19 protein-coding genes are annotated in these 20,518 nt (G+C 62.3%); 1 reads left to right on the top strand and 18 read right to left on the bottom strand.

Features of this window, described 5'->3' with window-relative positions:
• Positions 1 to 3 precede the first annotated feature (3 nt).
• From C1A35_RS14480 to C1A35_RS14540, 12 genes are all read right to left on the bottom strand, one after another.
• Complete coding sequence (locus C1A35_RS14480) at positions 4 to 1,059, bottom strand: flagellar hook-associated family protein (protein WP_104664984.1); 1,056 nt, start codon at positions 1,057 to 1,059, stop codon at positions 4 to 6.
• Positions 1,060 to 1,061: 2 nt separating this feature from the next.
• A complete protein-coding gene (flgK, locus tag C1A35_RS14485) occupies positions 1,062 to 2,525 on the bottom strand; it encodes a flagellar hook-associated protein FlgK (RefSeq protein ID WP_104664985.1) in 1,464 nt (487 codons plus the stop codon).
• Between the two features lie 23 nt (positions 2,526 to 2,548).
• The gene (locus C1A35_RS14490; protein ID WP_104664986.1) at positions 2,549 to 3,760 is read right to left on the bottom strand and encodes a flagellar hook protein FlgE; all 1,212 of its coding nucleotides are present in this window, start codon (positions 3,758 to 3,760) and stop codon (positions 2,549 to 2,551) included.
• A gap of 91 nt (positions 3,761 to 3,851) precedes the next feature.
• Positions 3,852 to 4,523 (bottom strand): transcriptional activator Rem, encoded by a 672-nt coding sequence (gene rem / locus C1A35_RS14495; protein ID WP_077962345.1) that lies wholly within the window; start codon positions 4,521 to 4,523, stop codon positions 3,852 to 3,854.
• 269 nt (positions 4,524 to 4,792) lie between these two features.
• Positions 4,793 to 5,350 carry a transglycosylase SLT domain-containing protein gene (locus C1A35_RS14500; protein WP_199772939.1) on the bottom strand — a complete coding sequence of 186 codons (558 nt, stop codon included), beginning with the start codon at positions 5,348 to 5,350 and terminating at the stop codon, positions 4,793 to 4,795.
• A complete protein-coding gene (gene fliK, locus C1A35_RS14505) occupies positions 5,301 to 6,722 on the bottom strand; it encodes a flagellar hook-length control protein FliK (protein ID WP_104664988.1) in 1,422 nt (473 codons plus the stop codon). Before fliK ends, C1A35_RS14500 begins: the two co-directional genes overlap by 50 nt.
• Positions 6,719 to 8,020 (bottom strand): chemotaxis protein MotC, encoded by a 1,302-nt coding sequence (motC, locus tag C1A35_RS14510; RefSeq protein ID WP_104664989.1) that lies wholly within the window; start codon positions 8,018 to 8,020, stop codon positions 6,719 to 6,721. The genes fliK and motC overlap by 4 nt, the downstream gene beginning before the upstream one ends.
• A 5-nt stretch (positions 8,021 to 8,025) precedes the next feature.
• Positions 8,026 to 9,270, bottom strand: a complete 1,245-nt coding sequence (locus tag C1A35_RS14515) for a MotB family protein (RefSeq protein ID WP_104664990.1) — start codon at positions 9,268 to 9,270, stop codon at positions 8,026 to 8,028.
• Positions 9,267 to 9,920, bottom strand: a complete 654-nt coding sequence (locus C1A35_RS14520) for a hypothetical protein (RefSeq protein ID WP_104664991.1) — start codon at positions 9,918 to 9,920, stop codon at positions 9,267 to 9,269. Before C1A35_RS14520 ends, C1A35_RS14515 begins: the two co-directional genes overlap by 4 nt.
• Before the next feature lie 454 nt (positions 9,921 to 10,374).
• A complete protein-coding gene (locus C1A35_RS14530) occupies positions 10,375 to 11,349 on the bottom strand; it encodes a flagellin N-terminal helical domain-containing protein (RefSeq protein WP_104664993.1) in 975 nt (324 codons plus the stop codon).
• Positions 11,350 to 11,716: 367 nt separating this feature from the next.
• Positions 11,717 to 12,658 (bottom strand): flagellin N-terminal helical domain-containing protein, encoded by a 942-nt coding sequence (locus C1A35_RS14535; protein WP_104664994.1) that lies wholly within the window; start codon positions 12,656 to 12,658, stop codon positions 11,717 to 11,719.
• 288 nt (positions 12,659 to 12,946) lie between these two features.
• Entirely contained in the window at positions 12,947 to 13,888 is a 942-nt protein-coding gene (locus C1A35_RS14540) for a flagellin N-terminal helical domain-containing protein (RefSeq protein ID WP_104664995.1), read from the bottom strand.
• 372 nt (positions 13,889 to 14,260) lie between these two features.
• On the opposite strand from C1A35_RS14540, the gene C1A35_RS14545 reads away from it, so the two are divergent.
• Positions 14,261 to 16,174 (top strand): O-linked N-acetylglucosamine transferase, SPINDLY family protein, encoded by a 1,914-nt coding sequence (locus tag C1A35_RS14545; RefSeq protein ID WP_104664996.1) that lies wholly within the window; start codon positions 14,261 to 14,263, stop codon positions 16,172 to 16,174.
• 192 nt (positions 16,175 to 16,366) lie between these two features.
• Here the strand turns inward: C1A35_RS14545 and fliP are convergent, their stop codons facing one another.
• Genes fliP through flgA form a run of 6 tightly spaced genes read right to left on the bottom strand, consistent with a single transcriptional unit; the run spans position 16,367 to position 20,504 of the window.
• The gene (gene fliP, locus C1A35_RS14550) at positions 16,367 to 17,104 is read right to left on the bottom strand and encodes a flagellar type III secretion system pore protein FliP (protein ID WP_104664997.1); all 738 of its coding nucleotides are present in this window, start codon (positions 17,102 to 17,104) and stop codon (positions 16,367 to 16,369) included.
• Positions 17,105 to 17,112: 8 nt separating this feature from the next.
• On the bottom strand, positions 17,113 to 17,610 hold the full coding sequence (locus tag C1A35_RS14555) for a flagellar basal body-associated FliL family protein (RefSeq protein ID WP_104664998.1): 498 nt from the start codon (positions 17,608 to 17,610) through the stop codon (positions 17,113 to 17,115).
• 23 nt (positions 17,611 to 17,633) lie between these two features.
• Positions 17,634 to 18,347: a flagellar basal body L-ring protein FlgH gene (gene flgH, locus C1A35_RS14560; RefSeq protein ID WP_104664999.1), complete on the bottom strand. Its 714-nt coding sequence runs from the start codon at positions 18,345 to 18,347 to the stop codon at positions 17,634 to 17,636.
• A complete protein-coding gene (locus tag C1A35_RS14565) occupies positions 18,344 to 18,883 on the bottom strand; it encodes a MotE family protein (protein WP_104665000.1) in 540 nt (179 codons plus the stop codon). The genes flgH and C1A35_RS14565 overlap by 4 nt, the downstream gene beginning before the upstream one ends.
• Complete coding sequence (locus C1A35_RS14570; RefSeq protein ID WP_104665001.1) at positions 18,880 to 19,995, bottom strand: flagellar basal body P-ring protein FlgI; 1,116 nt, start codon at positions 19,993 to 19,995, stop codon at positions 18,880 to 18,882. Before C1A35_RS14570 ends, C1A35_RS14565 begins: the two co-directional genes overlap by 4 nt.
• Positions 19,992 to 20,504 (bottom strand): flagellar basal body P-ring formation chaperone FlgA, encoded by a 513-nt coding sequence (gene flgA, locus C1A35_RS14575; protein ID WP_104665002.1) that lies wholly within the window; start codon positions 20,502 to 20,504, stop codon positions 19,992 to 19,994. Before flgA ends, C1A35_RS14570 begins: the two co-directional genes overlap by 4 nt.
• Positions 20,505 to 20,518 lie beyond the last annotated feature (14 nt).

Raw genomic sequence — 20,518 nt, forward strand, 5'->3', positions numbered from 1 at the left:
ACATTAGAGGAAATTGAGCAAGCTCATCTGCTGTAGTCGCGACGTTAGTGTATAGGACGTTTCCAACTGCACCTTGAGCGTATTGATCCGGGTCGCGGTTTCCTCGACGTCGATACCCTCGAGGTCAGCCACATGGCTCTTCATGAGCTTGAGCTGATCGTCGATCGACGTGTTCGCCTTCTTCACCCGCGATTCCCCGATGCCGAGCGAGCTGCGTTCGCCGTTGAGGCCGGCGATGCCCTTCTCGACGTAGTCCAGCGCCGCGGTGCCGACGGCGGCGCGCGCTGCGGGCGTGATATTCCTGTCCATCAGTTCGGCGGAGATCACGCTGGCAAGCGCGAACATCCGGAAGCCCTTGGTATTGGCGTTGGTCGAGCTTTCGATCACTTCGCTGGCGCTGATCCGGCTCGTCATGTTCTGGCTGGACGCGTTCGACCAGTTGGTATCCCAGTAACCTCCCGGGGTCGTATCCATGAAGCTCGCTTCAAGTCCGGTGATGAACGTCGTCATCTGCGCGGCGGTGATCTGGTCATCGGAGGTGATGCCATTGGCCGACTTGAACGATGCAAACGCAGTGTCGAAAGCCGTCTTTGCCGCCGAGGTGGCGGTGTAGTCGGCGAAAGGCTTGGCATCGGTATTGATGCCCGAGAACAGGAACTCGCCATTGAAGGAGGTGTTGGCGGCCGCGGTGAAGGTCTGCAGCGCGCCCATGATCTCGGTCTTCTGGATCTTCAGCTGGCTTGCGGCATCGTTGCCCTTGTAGGTGACGAGCGTGTCGCGCACCTTCTCGGCCGCCTTCGCCATCGTCTCGAGCGCGCCCTGCGAGCCGGAGAGGCGCTGGGTCACGACGGAGTTGGTGCTCTTCATCGAGTTCAGCCGGTCGATCTCGCGCTGAAGGTTGAGCGAGCGCGAGGCCGACGCGCCGAGCGTGAGGCCGACGTCATAGTGCCGGCCGGTCGTCTGCTCCTGGGTCGCCTTCAGCAAATCCATCTGGTTCTGCGCGATCGTCATGCGCATGGCGGTCTGGATCGCCAGATTAGAAACGTAGGACGTCTTCATGATTACCTCACAGCTTCCATCAAGGCCGCCATCATGGCGTCCACGGTGCTCACCAGCTTGGCCGATGCTTTGTAGGATTGTTCGAGATCGAGCAGCAGCGACAGCTCTTCGTCGATGCTGACACCCGTCTGCTTGCTGAGCGCCTCCTGGGTGCGCGACAGCATCGCCTTCTTATTGTCGTCGGCGGTCGATGCGATCTTGCGCGTCTGCTCGAGCCAGCCGACCGACCCGGTCGCGAAGTTCAGCAGGCTGCTGGTGCCGTCGAGGCCGGTCGACGGGTCGAACGACATGTTCTCGCCCATCTTGTTGATGAAGCCATCGATCAGGCCCGTGTAGCCGGGGCTGGGATTTCCAGCGCCGCCGGGGTTCGATACCACGCCGTTAAAGCCGCCATCACGCAACAGAAGCGGGTTGGCCTTGGCCAGCGCATTGACCGTGATCTTCGACGCCAGGCCGGGAACGACTGTCCCCGTCGCCGGCATCGCCGCCAAAGCCGGATCCGTCGTAAACAGGCCGGGCTTGTAGGGGATCGGGGTCGCCGCGCCGGGATCGCCTTCCTTGAAAAGTTCGATCAGGCCGCGCGCGATTTCGTCGAGCTGCGACTGGAACTTCGGTGCAATGTCGTCGCGCAGCTGCACAAGGCTCGCGAGTTTGCCCTTGGCCGTGGTGTCGGCGCCGCTTCCGGGCGCGATCGGCACACCGTCGACGAAAATCTTGTTGCCAACCGTTGCGGCGTCATAGGCCGTGGTCGGAGCGAAAGTGACCTTGCGCGCGCTGTTCTCGAAGAGCACCGTGCCGTCGGTGGTGAAGATCACCGTGTCGTTGTTGCCGCGGGTCACGGTGGAGATGCCGATGATCTCCGACACCTGCTTCAGGATCTTGTCGCGCTGGTCGAGCGCATCGCTGGCGTCTTCGCCTTGGGCGGTTAACGCCTTGATCTCGTTGTTCGCCTTCTCGAAGTCCGCGAGCAGGCTGTTCAGCTTGTCGACCTCAAGCGCGATTTCCTTGTCGGCATCCTCACGCAGATCCTGAACCGACCTGGAGGTTTTGTTGAGCGAGTTGGCGAGATCCTGCGCACTGGTGACGGCGGACGCCGCGATCGTCTTGTTGCCGGGAGTCGACGCCAGGGTCTGCAGGCTGGTGCGGAACTCCGACAGCAGCTTCGACGGCGCTGTCTCGTAGTTGTTCCCGCCGAGTGCCGATTTCAGGAGCTCCAGTCCATCGCGAAGCCGGGCCTGGCCCGAGGCTTCGCCGATGCTGGCGATGCTCTGCTTGAGCAGCGCCTCGTTCTGGGCACGGTAGATGGATACGACCTGCGCGCCGCTGCCGGTGCTCCCGAGCAGCGCGAGGCGACGCGAATAATCCGCATTGCCCGCATTCGCGATGTTCTTCGACACGATCGCGGTCTGCTGCGCCGTGTTGCTGAAGGCCTGCTGTGCGATGGATATTGCGGAGGACAGCGACATGACGCGGACCGTATCTCTTTCAATTACCGTTTCAGGTTGACCAGCACGTCAAGCAGGTCCGAGGCGGTCTGGAACACCTTGGAGTTTGCCGTGTAGTTGCGCTGCGCCTCGATCATCGAGGTGAGCTCATTGGCAATGTCGACGTTGGAGTTTTCGAGCGCCTTGGACTTGATGTCGCCGAAGGCTCCGGAACCCGCAAAGCCGGTGACGATGACACCGGAATCCGCGCCCTGGGTATAGACGTTGCCCGATTCCGGCTGCAGCTTGTCCGGGCTCTGCACGTTGGCGAGCGCGATGCGGAACTTCGGCACGAGGTTGTCGCCGTACTTGGCGTAGACGATGCCTTCCTTGTCGATCTCGAAGCCCGTCATTTTCGAAGGCTTGCTACCGTTGATGGTGCCGCCATCGGTTTCGAATTTTTCGCCCGCCTGCGTCGTCTTGGAGAAGTCGATGCTCAGCGGGGCGAGCGTGGCGCCGCTACCGGCGAAGGGGCCCAGAGGAAGCGTCGACAGCGGTGCCGGGTTCGCCGGCGTCAGCTTGCCGGCGGCATCGAACGTTAAGTTCTGCGTTGCCAGGGTGGTGTTGCTTTGACGATCGACGATCGTCAGGGACCACGCGCCGTTACCGGCCGATTTCGTATAGGTGAAGTCGAGAAGGCGCGAGTTGCCCTGGCTGTCGTAGACGGAAAGCGACGATTTATGCTGGTCGCCGGTCGCGGCATTGCCTGGAAGGGTTGCGCCCATCGAGCCCTTGGTGGAGCCGGAAGCCACCACGCCGTCGTCCGCGAGCTTGACCGGCACCAGGCCGTCAAAACCGTTGACGACAACGGTCGGGTCGACGCCGGCCTTGTACTCGTAACCCATCAGCGTGTAGCCGGCGGTGTTGACGAGGTTACCGTTCTTGTCCGGCACGAAGGAGCCGGCGCGCGTCAGGAAGTTCTGGCCGCCATTGCCCGAGACGATGAAGAAGCCGCCGCCGTTGATCATCAGATCACTTGCCGACGTCGTGTAGCTGGAGCCGCCCTGCTGGGAGATGCTGTAGCGCACCTGGGTCTCGACGCCGCCGGAATTGTAGTTGCCGCCGCCCGAAGGCAGGATCATCGACGAAAACTCAGTGGAGGCGCGCTTGTAGCCGGTCGTGTTGGAGTTCGCGATGTTTTCGGCGACGGTGCCCAGACGGTTCGACTGGGCGTTCATACCGGACACACCCGTTCTCATGCTGCCATAGAGACTCATATCGGATCCTCATTTCCTTGTTACGGCGACACTAGGAAGCGGGCCTTGCGTGAACCTGTCTTGGCTCAGCGCCCGCCCATTGGCGTGGCGCTCAGTTCCAGTCGATGCAGTAGCCAAGGAAACGCTTCGAATCGATCGGGTCGAAGCCGAGCTTCTTGCGCAGTTTCTTGCGCAGCTTGCTGATGTGGCTCTCGACGACGTTTTCCTCGACGTCCTCGTCGAAGATCCCGTAGATCGCATTGAAGATCTGCGACTTGGATACGCGACGGCCGCGGTTTGCGACCAAGTATTCGAGAATACGGCGCTCGCGGCGCGGAAGCGCAAAGACTTCGCCGTTGATTTCCGGGTCACGGCCGTCGGCAAAGACGCGGATCGGACCGATGTCGGTAAAGTTGGCGATCGCCTTCAGACGTCGGCGGATCGCAGCGACGCGGGCGAGAATTTCGCGGGGGTGGATAGGCTTGCGCACGACGTCGTCGACGCCGCAATCAAAGAGTGCAAGCGTATTTTCAAGGGACGGCGTGTCGCTCATCGCGATGACAGGCGCCATCGAGCGATCGCGGATGGCCCGCGGCAGCGTGAAGGTGGTGTCGCCCTGCCCGATCAGGAAGGCCTCTACCGCATCGATATCCGAATCAGCAGCCGCATTCACCCACTCCCCGAACTCGCGGGGATCGAACCCCGTCGAGGGAATACCTTCGCGCCCGAAGAGGGACGCGTACCCGTCCTTCACCAGCTCTCTTTCATCAACCACTACGATCATTCGCCCGCCTCCGAATCAGTATGGCTCCGCACTGATTGAGAGGTACGAATCGAGGGATTCATGAACAACTAGAGGAAGTTACTGGGTGGAATTAATAATTGATTAACCATGTTTCGCCGATTTGATCTATATCTAGTAGCACCCATCCCAAATCGACACTAAAATAATGTGGAAAAGTTAACGGACTACGACAATTCGCTTGCGGTCACATTGTCCGCGCATTGTCGCCACAATGCGGCAAACTCGACGCTAATACACTCATTGGTTGCTTATTGGCAAAACTGCGTGGCGTTCGGCGTCCACTTGCCGTAGCCGGTCGCGACAAGATTCGCGATCACCCGGCAGACGTATTTTTTCTGCGCCGGGTCGTTGTTCGGGCCTGCGTGATAGCGCGCAACGGCCATCGTCCAGGTCTCGTGCCTGGCATGGAGATTGGCCAGGAAACGCGCGGCATACTCGACGTTCTTGCGCGGGTCAAGCATCTCCTGCGGCGAGCTGAAATGCTCGCCATGGAAGTAATAGTTGATCTGCATGCAGCCGAGATCGATGAGCTTGGCACCCTGTGCACGGGCGTTGCCGAACTGGGTCAGAACATCCTGCTCGCTGCTACCGAAATAGGCCTTTCCCTCGATGTTCATGGCGTAGGGTTGAAGCGATCCCTTGCGGCCGGTTTCGGTCAGCCCGACCGAATAGAGGATCCCGGCCGGGATGTCGTACTTTGCCGCCGCGCTGATGATCTCGCGTTCGCAGACGCCCGCGTCGGCACTGGCAAGGGCGCTACATGTAGACGTGGCCAGTACGAGAGCGCTCAGTGCCGGCAGCCGCATCGTCCGTCCCGCCATTGCCAACCCACCTTTCCGCCGCCGAAGACTGGCTGTCGTCCTGTCGCTGCTGCCGTCCCTGGCCGTTGCCTTCGGCTCGGTCCCGACCCTGTTGCCCGGCCTGGGCCTGGGTCTGGGGCTGCGAACCGCCGCCAGACGACGTGTCTCCGCCGGAATTGAACACGATGTTCACCTGATCGACGGCAAAGCCCTGAGCGCGCAGCGCCTTGACCAGGTCGTTCTGGTCGTCGCGCATCTGCCGGAAGGCGTCGCCGGTCTCGACCTTCAGCTCGACCTGCAACTCGTCATCCTTCAGGCGCAGCGTGGCCGTGACGAGGCCAAGCTCGATTGGATGGAGCTGGATCTTCAGGGTGTTGAGCGTCTTGCCCGCTTGCGTCCACGAACCCGGCTGGCCAAGTGCGGCGCTCGGCTGCAGCGACTGGGTGGTCGCCTCGCCCGCGATCGCATCGGCGACCGCAGTGGTATTCGGGTTCACCGAAATGCCGAGATACCGCCGGGCCTCGAGCACCGTGACGTTTTCAGCCTTGGCAGTGGCCTGCGAACGGGCAGCTTCGAACGCCGCGTCACCGTCCTTCGAGAGGCTCATGGAAACGGCCTGTCCCTTGCCGTCGGCCCGGGCGAAACGGAAGAGCCGATCGGGATCGTTCTCGCCCGGCTGCGCCTCGGCTTTCGCGCCATGCTCGCTACCGCCGGCAACCGCTGCCGCGCCCTCGCCCTGAACGCCAGCCGCCTGATGGGCAGCCGCCATCCGGCCCTGAGGCTGCGCCGCCTGCGCGCCGCCAAGCAGCGTCAGCAGGTCGTCCATTGCCGTCTGGGGCTGCTGGGTTTCCGCGCCTTCGCCACCGGCGTTGACGTCGCCGTCGACAGCGGCGTCGTCCGCCGACGCCTTGCCAAGACCCTTCGTAAGCGCGGCAATGCGCTCAGCGAGTTCGTCATCGACCGCCGCTTGCGCCAGATCGTCAGCCCCGGCGGCCATCTGCGCCGGATCGGTCTTGTCGGCGGCACGTTTGCCGCCGACGCCGCGCTCAGCCATTGCGAAATGGTCGCGCAACGCATGCTCGTCAAACTGTTCGTTGCGCCCGAGGCTGATGCTGCGCGTCGCGACCCTGCCCGCGGTCTTGGCTATATTGTCCTTGTCGATCAACGCTCCCGCCTCCGCGTCGCCGCCGGCAGCGGCGTCGTTCAAACCTTTGCCCGCGCCTGGCTGATCATTCGGCTTTTGCCGCCCGGCGTTGGTCACGGCATCTTCAAACGCGCCGGCCGATGCACCACCGGCCTGCTCCTTGCCGCCCGTTCGCTCGCTTCCCTTGCCGGCCGGTGCCGGGGGCATGCGCAGGGTGTCGTCAAGAGCCCTCATTCGTTTTCTCCCTTCAGGAGCGCGTCGATCTCTTCGATCTTCGATCGTCCTTTGGCCACGAAGCCATCGTGCTGCGGATCCCCCGCCTCATCAGTGCCGGAAGCCGCCACAGCCGCCTGTTCAGCCGCCGTGGTCTGCCCGCTTCCGAAGGGGCTCATGCCGCTGCCGGTTCCCTCGCTCGCGGCCGACGCACCCGCTTCGACCGGTCTGTCGGGTTTAGACGCAAACGCTTGCGTGAGGCTTTCATCGGCCGGTGGTCTGACGACGGCATCCGCCACAGCCTTTGCAGCGTCGCGCAAGGCACGGTCGCGCGGCGAAAGCTCCGCATCCGATATCGCCGCCAGGCTTGCCGTCGCGGCGAAGACGTCATTGGAGGGCACCGCAGCCAGGCCGGCATAGAAGCCGGCAAGCAGTTTCGGCTGTGTGGCGCCGTCCGCACCCAGCGCCTCGGCACGTTCCGAGGCAAGCTTCGCAAGCTCCTGCTTGCCGGCAATCGCCGCGCGGCGGGCGACGCGAAGAAAGACCTCGCGCTGGCGCGGCGCATCCATGAAACTGAGAATCTCGGAGATCCGCTCCTGCGCCTCACCATCGAAATGAGCAACCGCGAGCTCGACGAAGACGTCCGCGAACTGGCTGGCATAGGGGGATGTCAGGTAGCGGCGGGCATAGGCCAGCGCATAGCGGAATCCCTTGTCCGCATCGCCCGCCTGAACCGCCAGGAAAACCGAGCGACGCAGCGCCGCCTCTTCGATGATCGTGCCCGGGGCCGCAAGGCGGGCCCAGTCATAATACTTCATCGCACCCACCGGATCCTGCTGCGACGTGGCGTTGCCGAGGATGAGATAGAGATAGGGACCGATGCGGGCGCTGCGGTATTCGGGCGCGGCCTTGGACAGGTTCTCGACGATCAGGCCGCCCTTGCCGCCCAGATATTGCCGGAGCGCGTCGGTGACGCGGGAATCGAAGTTGCCGGCGACGTCATGATCCGAAAGGTACTTCAGCGTCTCCGGATTGCCGCCGCTCATGGCATAGACCAACGCCGCATCGACGTTGCGCGGGTCGCGGAAGACGGTCGCGTCGGCCGCGCGCAGGCGCTTGTCGATCGCCCCCAGCATGAAGCGTTGCATTTCGATTGCGGAATGGTCGCCAAGAACGACCGAGTCCTGCACATATTGCAGGGACCGGATCATCTTGAAGGGCGCGAGCTCCTCGACATCGTCCGCCCTGGCGCCCCCTGTCGCCAACGGGGTCGCCAGCACGCAGCAGGCCATCAGAGCGGATCGCAGGCGTCTCAGCATGGCGCTTAACCCGGAGCCGATTGCAACAGGATCTCGATGCGTCGGTTACCCGGCGCATAGGGATCGCCCGGGATCTGCAGCCGCCGGTCGGCGAAGCCGCTGATCTGGCTGACGCGGTCTTCCTTCAGGCCGCCGCGGACGAGCATGTAGTAGGCGCTCTGGGCGCGGGCTGCGGAAAGCCGCCAGTTATCGTAGGTGCCGTCCTTGAAGGGACGGCCGTCGGTATGGCCGCGGATCGCCACCGCACCCGGACGCCCTGCCAGAAGGTGGCCGATCTTTTCCATCGCCAGCACCAGCTCCTTCTGCGGTACGGCCGAGCCGATGGCGAACATCTGGGCATCGGTCCGCTCGCTGATTGTCACCATCAGGCCGCCTTCGGCCGGCGTTACCACAAGTCCCTCGGCAAGCTGGCCCGCCTCGCCGGCAAGCTGCTTCTTCAGCTCGGCCTGGAGTTCGGCCGCCTGCTTCTCGGCGTCAGCCTCGGCGGCCTCCGGCTTCGGCTTTTCGCCGGCGGCAGTTTCGGGTTCTCCGGCGGCCGGGCTGGTCTTTTCGGCGGCCTTGTCCGTACCCTCGACTTCGGCCGTGGACTTGCCTTCGACCGTCGGCGTCGCTCCTGCCGGCATCGTCGTCTTGGCGGCCAGCGCAACCTGGCTTTCGGCTACGTTACCCGCGTCCTGCACTTCGACCTGCTTCGTCCAGAAGTCGGGATCGAACGGATCGCGGTAAGCTTCGCCGCCATCGGCACCGGTGGCCGGCCCCGACTGCGCCGCACCGCCCTCGCCCTTGACGCTGATATTTGCCTGCTGCCCCACTTCGCGCGCGATCTCCGAGAGCACCGAATACGGGTTCTCGAAGAAATCGGCGTCGGAGTATTTCGTCTCTTCGCCCGATGTCGCCGTCAGCTGATCGCCGGTCTTGGCCGAACCACCGGACTTCTGCTGCTCGCCGTCGACCTTCGAGCGCTGCTGCGTTTCCTCCCCTTGCGCATCCTTGGCCGGATCCTTCAAGCCGCGTTCGGCAGGCTTCTGGTCGGTCAGTTGCACCGGGTTGAAGTAGGAGGCGATCGCCGCCTTCGTTTCTTCGTTGGCGGCGTTGATCAGCCACATCACGAGGAAGAAGGCCATCATCGCCGTCATGAAGTCGGCATAGGCGATCTTCCAGGAGCCGCCATGATGACCATCGTGGCTGCCGCTGTGGCGCTTGACGATGATGATCTCGTGCTTGCCGTTGTGGTGGTTTTCGTCGCTCATGCGAGAACTTTCCGAACTGTATCGGCCCAGGCGGCCATGCGCGTCACCAGGATGGTGCCATCCACTTCGACGGCGAGATCGACCTCGTCGGATTCGACATGACGCAAGGACGGCATGTCTTCTGCAAGCTGGCGCTTCAGCGCCTCGAAGAGCGGCGTCGGTCCCCTGACGACGATGGCGCAGCCTTCGCCGGCCACAAGTCCCTGGCGCAGCATCTGCGCCATGTCGGCGACGGCGCGCTGCATGAGGGCGTCCCCCATGACCGGCGCGAGCACGCGGGCGGCCTGATCGCCGAGCGCCACGGCAAGACCCTCGGTCATTTCGGCGATACGCTCCGCGAGACGGTTCGCAGTTTCCTCCTCGAAGCGCCGCGTCAGCGCTTCAAGCTCGGCCGCGTGCGCCGCCTCGAGTTCGGCAATCTGCTTTTCGTGTTCGAAGACGAGTTCCGCGGTCGCCTCGGCCCGCCCCTCGGCAAAGGCACCCCGGCGTTCCGCATCGATATCGATTTCCGGCATGGCTGGTCTCGCGCCGAGGCGATCGCCATCGGCATAGTCGGCATCCAGATCGGGGAAATACTTCGGCGGCATCAGCGACAGCTCGACCTTCGGCGCGCTGAAATCCTTGAGATAGCGGGAGAGCATTGCACTCATGGCCGGCCTCCTGCATCGGAGCTGCGGCAATGCGGCAATCCCCATCTGCTTGACAGGCGGCGCTTTCCGGCGCGGACTTCCATTGCTCCTGGCACTGCTGACATGTCTCCCTCGGGCCCGACCGTCGGATACGGCGAACCCAGCATTCTTGACGTACATCAGCGTGATCCGGGGTCGGTTTTCCCGGAGCGATCCGATGCAGGCGGCGGCGCAAAGGTCATTTTGGCCGGCAGTCATCCGACAGGACTGCGAGGGAAGGCTATTCGGTCAAACTTGTGCGAAAATGAATGTGTTGGACCGCGCCAGGGCAATTAGCGCGGTCCAACCGTTTCCACCGGGTGCCGTGACCGACGACGTGGCAGAACTTGAAGATGCCGTCATCCGCATGTGGGGCGATGGGCTCAATTTTGGCGAGTCTGCGCGGCCATGCCCGGCCGCCGCCCGCGGCCGCGCCTTACTGCTGGAATAGGCGCAGGATGTTTTCGGAGTTGGTGTTGGCGATCGAAAGCGCCTGGATGCCCAGCTGCTGCTGCGTCTGCAGCGCCTTCAGCCGCGTCGATTCCTCGTTCATGTCGGCATCGACGAGACGACCGACGCCCTTGTCGATCGTATCCATCAGGTTGGCGATGAAGCCCTCCTGCAGCTCGATGCGCTTGGTGATGGCGCCAAGCGTGGAGCCGGCATCCGTCAACTGGTTGAGGATGCGCTCGACGACGCTGATCATGTCGGCCATCTCGGCTGGCGTCGTCGACGCGGTCAGCTTGACTTCCGCCGTCGTTCCGATCGGCGTCGTCGCCGGCGCGCCGATCAGATGGTACAGGCGCGCGCCCGCCGTGCCGGGCGGAGAGGTGAGCTGGGCGGCGTCGTAGTTCCTGGTCAGGATGCCTCGGCTGGCATTCTGCTTGTCGATCAGCATCGACTGGGAGGTGTCGAAATCGAGCGTCGTCACCGACACATTGCCGTTGGCGTCACGGTTGAACGATGCCACGACGGACTTGGTGCCCACCGGGGCCGGGCTGGCGTTGTAGAGCCAGTTTTCGCTGGAGAAGGATGCGGACTGGGCAGCCGAGATCAGCTGGTTCTTGAGCTCGGTGATTTCCTTGTCGATCTTCAGTTTGTCGACGCCCGGCTCGCTCGCCGCGACGAGCTTGCGCTTGATCTCGCTGACGACCTCGATCGAAGAGTTCATCGCCGCATAGGCGGTGTCGATCTTGGCGGCGCCGAGGCCAAGCGCGTCCTGAACGGTGGAGAGCGCGGCGTTGTCGGAGCGCATGGTGGTCGCGATCGACCAATAGGCGGCGTTGTCCGCAGCCGTCTGCACACGGTATCCCGAGGAGATGCGGTCCTGCACTTCCGCCATTTCGGAATTGATCGAACGCAATGTCTGGAGAGCCGCCATGGCGGCGGTATTGGTCATGATGCTGGTCATTGGTCACCTGCCCCGAATGAATTTCTAAGGACATTCCGGAGTGTGGCACCGGCAGCGATGGGACTGGCATCATGCGAATCGCCCCTGTTTTGCCCTGGAGGCGACCCTTCGCTCTTAACCATTATGTAACGATCCCATGGTTAACAAATGGTTAACGCCATTAGGAAGTCAGTAACGAAGGTGAACAAAAATAAGGGAATATGGACGAAACGTTAAGCTGCTCGGGTCGGAACAGCCACCGCGGCGCGCTCCGTGCCTGGCCGTCATCCGTTTGGAAGGCAAACGAAAAAGCCGCACGATCCCTTCGGATGTGCGGCTTCTCTTGGAAGTGACGGGCGAAGACCGCCCGTCCTATGCGGCGTGCCGATTAACGGAACAGCGACAGGATGTTCTGCGAGTTCGAGTTGGCGATCGTAAGCGCCTGGATGCCGAGCTGCTGCTGCGTCTGCAGAGCCTTCAGGCGGGTCGATTCCTCGTTCATGTCGGCGTCGACGAGACGGCCAACGCCCTTCTCGATCGAGTCCGAGAGGTTGTCGACAAAGCCCTTCTGCAGGTCGATACGGGCGTTGAGCGCACCGAGGTCGGCCGCTGCGTCGGTCATCTGCGACAGGACGGAGTCGACACCCGACAGAGCCTGGGCCAGCGAGCCGGTCGTCATGTTGGTGATGTCGAGCGTCAGGACGCTGTAGTTCAGCGAGATGGTCGCACCGCCGGTCGAGTCCATGTAGGAGATGTTGCTGGAGAGCAGGCCCGTGCCGGTTGTGTTGTAGGCCGTGCCGTTCATCTCGATCAGCGAGCTCTTGTTGGTGTCGTACTGCAGCGTCGTCAGGCTGACATTGCCCTTGGCGTCGCGGTTGAACGAACCGACAACGGACTTCGTGCCGACAGCGTTGTTGGCGTCGTGGTAGACCCAGTTTTCGCCGGAGAACGAAGCCGACTTGGCAATGCTGATGAGCTGCTTCTGCAGCTCCGAGATTTCCTTCTGGATCTTGCTCTTGTCAACGCCCGGTTCGCTGGCGGTAACCAGCTTCTTCTTGATTTCGTCGACGACGTCCTTGGAATTTTCCATGGCCGACGAAGCAACGTCGGTCTTGGCAGCGCCGAGGCCGAGGGCGTCCTGAACGGCCGAGAGGGCCTTGTTGTCCGAACGCATGGTGGTTGCGATCGACCAGTAAGCAGCGTTGTCAGCAGCGGTGCCGACGCGCAGACCCGACGAAATGCGCTCCTGGGTGGTTTCCATCGAGGAGTTGATCGAACGCAGGGTGGCGAGTGCGCCCATGGCGGAAGAGTTGGTCAGAATGCTCGTCATTGGCTGAGTGCCCCTTGTTGGCAAAGATGAAATGGAAAGGGACATTCCGGGATTACCGGGAAACGGCGGTCAGCCTCATGCCTGCTGACGCTCTGAACTGTTCGGGTCAACCCGCCGTTTCGATGCTTACAACAAACACCATCGTGGTTAACGAACCCTAAAACCCAGAGAAACTTTTCGAAGTTTTTTCAGTGCATTGGCGACAACGAAAAACCGCGCCTCTTGCGAGGCGCGGTTTCGTTTCGTCTGCCGGGAGCGGGCCGTGGCCCGCCCCTTTCAGCCTACCGATTAACGGAAGAGCGACAGGACGTTCTGCGAGTTCGAGTTGGCGATCGAAAGCGCCTGGATGCCGAGCTGCTGCTGCGTCTGCAGAGCCTTCAGGCGGGTCGATTCCTCGTTCATGTCGGCGTCGACGAGGCGGCCAACGCCCTTCTCGATCGAGTCCGAGAGGTTTTCGACGAAGCCCTTCTGCAGGTCGATACGAGCGTTGAGCGCACCGAGGTCGGCAGCCGCGTCGGTCATCTGCGTCAGGACGGAGTCGACACCCGACAGAGCCTGGGCCAGCGAGCCGGTCGTCATGTTGGTGATGTCGAGCGTCAGGACGCTGAAGTTCAGCGAGATGGTCGCACCGCCGGTCGAGTCCATGTAGGAGATGTTGCTGGAGAGCAGGCCCGTGCCGGTCGTGTTGTAGGCCGTGCCGTTCATCTCGATCAGCGAGCTCTTGTTGGTGTCGTACTGCAGCGTCGTCAGGCTGACATTGCCCTTGGCGTCGCGGTTGAACGAACCGACAACAGACTTGGTGCCGACAGCGTTGTTGGCGTCGTGGTAGACCCAGTTTTCGCCGGAGAAGGAAGCCGACTTGGCAATGCTCACGAGCTGGTTCTGCAGCTCCTTGATTTCCTTCTGGATCTTGCTCTTGTCAACGCCCGGCTCGCTGGCGGTAACCAGCTTCTTCTTGATTTCGTCGACGACGTCCTTGGAGTTTTCCATGGCCGACGAAGCAACGTCGGTCTTGGCGGCGCCGAGGCCGAGGGCGTCCTGAACGGCCGAGAGGGCCTTGTTGTCCGAACGCATGGTGGTGGCGATCGACCAGTAAGCGGCGTTGTCAGCAGCGGTGCCGACGCGCAGACCCGACGAAATGCGCTCCTGGGTGGTTTCCATCGAGGAGTTGATCGAACGCAGGGTGGCGAGTGCGCCCATGGCGGAAGAATTGGTGATGATGCTCGTCATTAGAGTGTCCCTTGATTACTTTAGACGATTTTGGGGGACATACCGGACTTACCGGTGATGGCGGATCGGCTTCATGCCACTCGGTTCCAACAATCTCGGAAGAAACCAAACCCGTCATGTAAAATCGACTATCGCCGGCAAAGCTTGAGAATTGATTAAGTGCGCCAGCGCGCCTGAGCCCAGACAATTTATACTTAACAAGACTTTAACTTCACACTTGGGAGCACCGATGGCACTGGGCCGCGGACGCGGGTAACGGCCAGCGAGCACGGGATCGCTCATGCCTGAGGCAAGCTCCCCCGGGTAAACTCGGCATCAAACATGGTCTAGCAAGCCGGCGCCGGTCGCCGCGCATCTTCGACGGAGCACTCAGTGAACGCCCAAGCCATCTTTTCGACAGCTTCCCGGCACTACCAGAAGGGACAGTATACGGACGCGCTCACCCAATTGAACGCGCTGATGGAGCTTAACCGCGACACCAAGACCTATGTGCTCCTGGCGAAGGTGCTTTCCAAGCTTGGCTTCAAGCCGGAAGCGGCGCGCGCCTACCAGCTCGCCGGCGAAGCCGGTGGCTCACGGGCAGAAGACTATCTGAGCGAGGCCATGAAGCTCTACTTCCTCAACGGCAACGAGGACGAGGCATTGAGCATCGGCCTGCCGCTTCTGGATAAAGCCAAGACCGACGCCGAGATCGCCTTCATCATCGCCTCGATCTTCTTAAAACGGGGCGAGAAACAGATCCTCGGCCTCTTCAAGACACCGCTGACGCTCAGCAAGAACCACCTTCACAACGGACTTGCCTTCAAACTGCTGACCGCAGACATCAACGACATGCAGGATCGTGATGCGCTCGCCAATCTCTTCCGCAACTATCCGAAGAACGTAACGTTGCGAGCGGCCTATCTCGTCTATGCGCGCGAAGCCAATGATTATCCCGATATGGAGAAATACGATCGCGATACCCAGAAGGAACTGAAAGCGGGGGAAACCGCCTTTATCGTCGCCGAGGCACCATACTATCACGCTACCTGGTGCGGTGACGAGCGCCTGAACCGTATCGCCGGCAGCCAGCTTCACCCGTTCCCCCCGAGCTTGACGGAAACGCGCCGCAGCGTGCCGCACCGCTGGGGCGAACGCATCCGCATAGGCTATGTGTCGTCGGACTTCTGGGACGATCACGCAACGATGAAGCTCTTGAAGTCGGTACTGATGGCGCATGACAAGAGCCGCTTCGACGTGACGCTGTTCTGCCATACCGGCAGCATGCACGTGACGCGCGACAAGGACATCCGCGAAAAATGGGGCCGCATCGTCCAGATCGGCGACCTCAGCGACCAGCAGACGGCCGAACTCATCCGCCGGGAAAACATAGACATCCTGATCGATCTCAAGGGTCATACGCTGGATAGCCGCGTCTTGATCTTCAACCAGGCCGCAGCGCCGATCCAGGTGGGATGGCTCGGCTTTCCCGGAACGACCGCCAACGTCGATCTCGACTACATCATCGGCGACCCCTACGTCCTTCCCGACGCCAGCAAGGCGTTCTACCACGAAAAATACTGCCGCCTGCCGGAGACCTACCAGCCCAACGACCCTTACGAGCGGCCGCGTCCCGGCTCCGTTTCCAGAGAGATGGTCGGCCTTCCCGAAGGCGCGTTCGTCTTCGCGTCGTTCAACACCAACCGCAAGATCTCGCTGCAGACAATCAATCTCTGGATCGACATCCTCCGGCAAACGCCGGAAAGCCACCTGTGGCTCATGTGCGACCGCAAGGACGCGCGCGCGAACCTGTTGGCCAAGTTCAAGAGCGCCGGCATCGACACGAAGCGCATCATCCTGTGCAACAAGATGCCGTACCAGAACCACATCACCCGTATTCCCCTTGCCGACGTCGGTCTCGACACCTTCCCCTACAACGGCCACACCACGACCTCCGAGAAGCTTTGGGCCGGCCTGCCGGTCCTGACCTTCAAGGGTACCAACTTCGCTTCGCGCGTGAGCGAAAGCCTGTTGAACGCCATCGGCCTGCCGGAGCTCGTGGCTGAGGGGCCGGAAGACTACGTCAAGCAAGCCGTCGCGCTCTACAACAACCGTGACAAGGTTGCCGAGTATCGACAGCGGCTTGAGGAAAACCGGTTCCGAATGCCGTTGTTCGACGCCGAACGCTTCTGCCTGCATCTTGAGAAGGGTTACGAAATGATGGTTGATCGCGCCAAGCGCGGACTTGTCCCTGATCACATCGACGTCCCGGCATTGCCGGCGCGAAGCGGCTCGTTCGAGCGCTGAACGGCGATCCCCCTCAAAGACAAAAGGCAGCGCCGCGGCGCTGCCTTTTTTGTTGTCGCGTTTTGAAGATCGCAGGCCCCGATGGCGGGATTGTTCCGAAGTGCGGCGCGCTGAAGCGGACGCACTGCAGCCGTTCGGAAGCGGCTCGTTTGTCGCCGTCGTTCCTTTGCTTCGCGCGCTTGCGCGACAGGCCTAACTGAAGGAGCGCACCAGACTGCCGACGAGCAGATTCCAGCCGTCGATCAACACGAAGAAGAGGATCTTGAACGGCAGCGAGATCGCTGTCGGCGGCAGCATCATCATGCCCATGGCCATGGTGATGGTGGCCACGATCAGGTCGATCACCAGGAACGGCAGCATGATCAGGAAGCCGATTTCAAAGCCGCGGCGAATTTCCGAGATCATGAAGGCCGGAACGAGCGCGCGCAGGTCGACCTTGTCGTCGACGACGACCGTCTGGCCCTTTTCCTTGGCGATATCGATGAAGAGCTGCAGATCCTTGTCGCGGGTGTTGGCGAGCATGAAGTCGCGGAAGGGCTCGGTGATCCGCGGGATCGCCTCCGTCTCGGTGATCTGGTTCTTCATGAGCGGGTCGATGCCGTCGCGCCACGCGCGATCGAAAGTCGGCCCCATGACATAGAAGGTCATGAACAGCGCCAGCGAAACCATGATCATGTTGGACGGCGTGGTTGCCAGGCCCATGCCCGTGCGCAGGATGGCAAAGGCGATCACGAAGCGCGGAAAGCTGGTGACCATGATCAGGATGCCGGGGGCCACCGACAGCACGGTCAGAAGACCGAAGGTGCGGATGATCCACGACGCGGCAGAGCCGTCGATAGGCGTATTCAGGATATCAGAGGGGAAGCTCTGGGCGCCGGCGATACCGGACATCGCCATCATGGCAACTATAAAGGCGACTAGCCGGACCATTTACCGAATCATTGGATGACGAAGGTTCTGAACATCACATTGGTTACGCGGCCATCGGAGCGCAGGTCAACCCGCTCCTGAATGTCATCCCGGAGATATTGAAAGCCGCGCGGTCCCTGGATCTGCTGCAGGGAAACGGTTTTCAGATAGGCGGCGATGTCCTGGTGGATCTGCTCGGCCAGTTTGGGGTCGGGCGCGCCATCGAACTGCAGCGCCACTTCCAGGCGGATCCAGTTTTCCGAGGGATAGGCAAGGTTGGTGGTGATCGGCTCGAGCTGGACGACGCCGTTCGCCTCCGTCGCCACCTTCGGCAGACCCTCTTCGCCGGTCGCATTGGCCGCCGGCTCCGTGGTTGCCTCCACCTCGGCCTTCGGCGGAGGCGGGGCGAGTAGGCCGCCGACCAGCCAGCCGCCGCCACCGGCAACCAGCGTCAGCACGGCGATTGCCGCGATCGTCAGCACCTTCGACGGCTGCTTCGGGCCGTTGGCGGGGTCGAGTTCTTCCATCTTGCCGTTCCCTGCCGATCGGATCAGATCGGCGAAAATAGATCCATGAACTGCTGGCCGTAGGGCGGCTGCTGCACTTCGGTCAGGCGACCGCGGCCGCCATAGGAGATGCGCGCCTCGGCAATGCGGTCGTAGGAGATGACGTTGTCGGCATCGACGTCCCGCGGCCGGACGATGCCGGCGACGTTGAGGATGCGCAGTTCGTGGTTGACGCGCACTTCCTGCGAGCCGCTGATCAAGAGGTTGCCGTTTTCGAGAACGCCGGTGACAACCGCCGCGACGAGCACCCGCAGCTTCTCCGAACGCTCCGTCGTGCCGTCGCCTTCGGTTTTGGTGTTGGACCCATATTTCAGGTTGCCCTCCCAGCCAAAATCGCTGACCTCCGACTTGCCATTGGCGCCGACGTTGAAGCCGCTGGTGTTCTTGCGGCTTCGATCGGTCTTGTTGTCGAAGGTGGCACCTTCGTTGATCTTGATGTCGACCGTCAGGATGTCGCCGACATTGATGGCGCGCGCGTCCTTGAAGAGCGCCGACTGCTGGTCGTTCCACAGCGAATAGCCGTTCACCATCTGGCGCGGCTGTTTCGGGTACATCGCCAGCTGCGGCGTCTGCGAGTACTGCAGGCCGCTGCCGATCGGGCTCATCGACGGCGCGCGGCCGATCTCGTTGAGCGCCTGGTTCTGACATCCCGCAAGGAGGGCGGCCCCGGTCAGCATGGCCGTTAGACGCGTTTTCATGATGGTTCCTTCGAGGTATTCGGGTCGGTGGCGCTCGATATGATGTTGGTAAGGATCGCCGCCTTCTCGTCGGTCATCTCGCTCAAGATCAGCGAGGACTGGCGCGGCGGCAGCCGCATGACGATGGCGGCGGCAATCTCCGGCCTCACCATTTCAAGCTTGCCGGCGGCTGCGTCCGGCTTCATCGTCTTGTAGATATCGACAAGGCCGAGCTCAGCCTGCTTGAGGAAGTCGTTGCGACGCTTCAGCCAGTCTTCGTATTCTTCGCGACGTTTCTCCAGGGTCGCGATGCGCTCGTCGATGCCTGCCTGAAGCGTCTCGAGATCCTTGCGCTGCAGCACGTAGCGCTGGTCGCGCGCCGCATCGGCAATGTTGGTGCAGAACTGCTGGATCTCGTTCTGCGTCGCGTCGCTGGCGGGCGGCGCCGTAACGTCCTGGGCAAAGGCGCCAGGCATCGACAGCATGGACGCGACAGCCGCTGCGGCGAGCAGCAGCTTGCGGGTCCGGCCGAGAGAGTGATTGTCATTTGCCGTCATTGCAGCACGAGCTCCGCCTGGAGGGCACCGGCCGTCTTGATGCTCTGCAGGATGGCGATGATGCCATCCGGCTTGACGCCGATATTGTTGAGGCCGGCGACGAGCGAACGCAGGCTCGATCCGTTGAGGATCGCCACCGTGCCGCCGTCCGACTGCGCGTTGATCGTCGTGTTCGGTTCCATCTCCGTCTGTCCGCGCGAGAAGGGCAGCGGCTGCACGACCGTCGGTGTCTCACTGACCTCGACAGTGAGAGTGCCGTAACTCACTGCCACTTCGTTGACCCGGACATCCTGGCCGATCACGATCGTACCGGTGCGCTCATTGATAACGACGCGCGCCGGCACATCAGTCTCGATGACAAGGTTTTCGATGTCGGCCATCAGCCGGGCGAGATCCGCCATCTTCGGCTTTTCGACGAGAACGGCCTGGCTATCGCGCGCCTCGGCAATGCGTCCGCCATACTGCTGGGCCGCATATTTGTTGATCGCAGCCGCCATGCCGACAGCGGTCGAGAAGTCCGGGTTGCGCAATTGCAGAACGAGGTTGAAGCCGTCCTTGAACTTGGACGGAAGCTCGCGCTCGATGATGGCGCCGTTCGGCACGCGCCCGGCTGTCGTGACGCCCTGGTTAAGGGTCGCGGCGTCGCCCTGAGCGTTGAAGCCGGTCACGACGACGGAGCCTTGCGCCACCGCATAGATCTGACCGTCGGCGCCGGAAAGCGACGTCATCACCAGAGTGCCGCCGCGCAACGAGGTGGAATCACCGAGCGAGCCGACGGTTACGTCGACGCGACTGCCGGGGCTCGCGAAGGGGGGCAGCGTCGCCGTCACCAACACCGCCGCAACGTTGCGCGTGCGGGAATCGCCGCCCTGCGTGGAAATGCCAAGGTTCTGCAGCATCGCGCGGATCGACTGGTCGGTGAACGGCGACGAACGAAGGTTGTCGCCGGTTCCCTGAAGACCAACGACGAGGCCGTAGCCGATCAACTGGTTGTCGCGGCCCGCCTGGAGCGAGGCGACATCCTTGATCCTGGATGCGCCGAAGGCAGGCGTCAGTCCCACGGAGAACGCGACGGCCAGCGTCAGGAACCATTTGCATGCAAGCATTTTCATTTCGCCACCACATGGATAGTGCCGTCGGCCATCACCGTCCCGGAAACGATGACGCCGGTATCGATGTTACGCGCCCGGATGAGCTCGCCGACGGCGGCGTCCTGGAGCGGCGATCCGGCGGCGCTGATGGTCAGGCCGCCATTGCTGAAGACGAGGCGCACGGTCGAGCCGCGCTCGACGGCGTATTGCTCGCGAAGGGCGCTGACGAGGATCACCCGGCCGGGCAGAAGTGTACGCTTGGTGACCTTGCCGTCGATTTCGTTCAAGGTTCTGACGTAGCCGTCGGCAAGGTCGGGATTGGTGACGTCGACCACTTCGACGCGGCTCGCGTCGACCGTCTCGCCCGGATAGATGGTCTGGGTGGGGATCACCGCCGTCGGCCGCTCCGCATGGCCTGCCGAAGGCAGCAGGAACGTGGCGGCAAGCAGGACGCCTGCCGCCAGCCGCCGCGCCTTGAATGCGCGGCCGGCCTGCGAAGCCTCGATGTCTACGGATCGGCGAAACGTCATGTTTGCCCCCTTTT

The sequence above is a fragment of the Ensifer adhaerens genome, from assembly GCF_002940685.1.
Taxonomy (GTDB): Bacteria; Pseudomonadota; Alphaproteobacteria; order Rhizobiales; family Rhizobiaceae; genus Ensifer; species Ensifer adhaerens_E.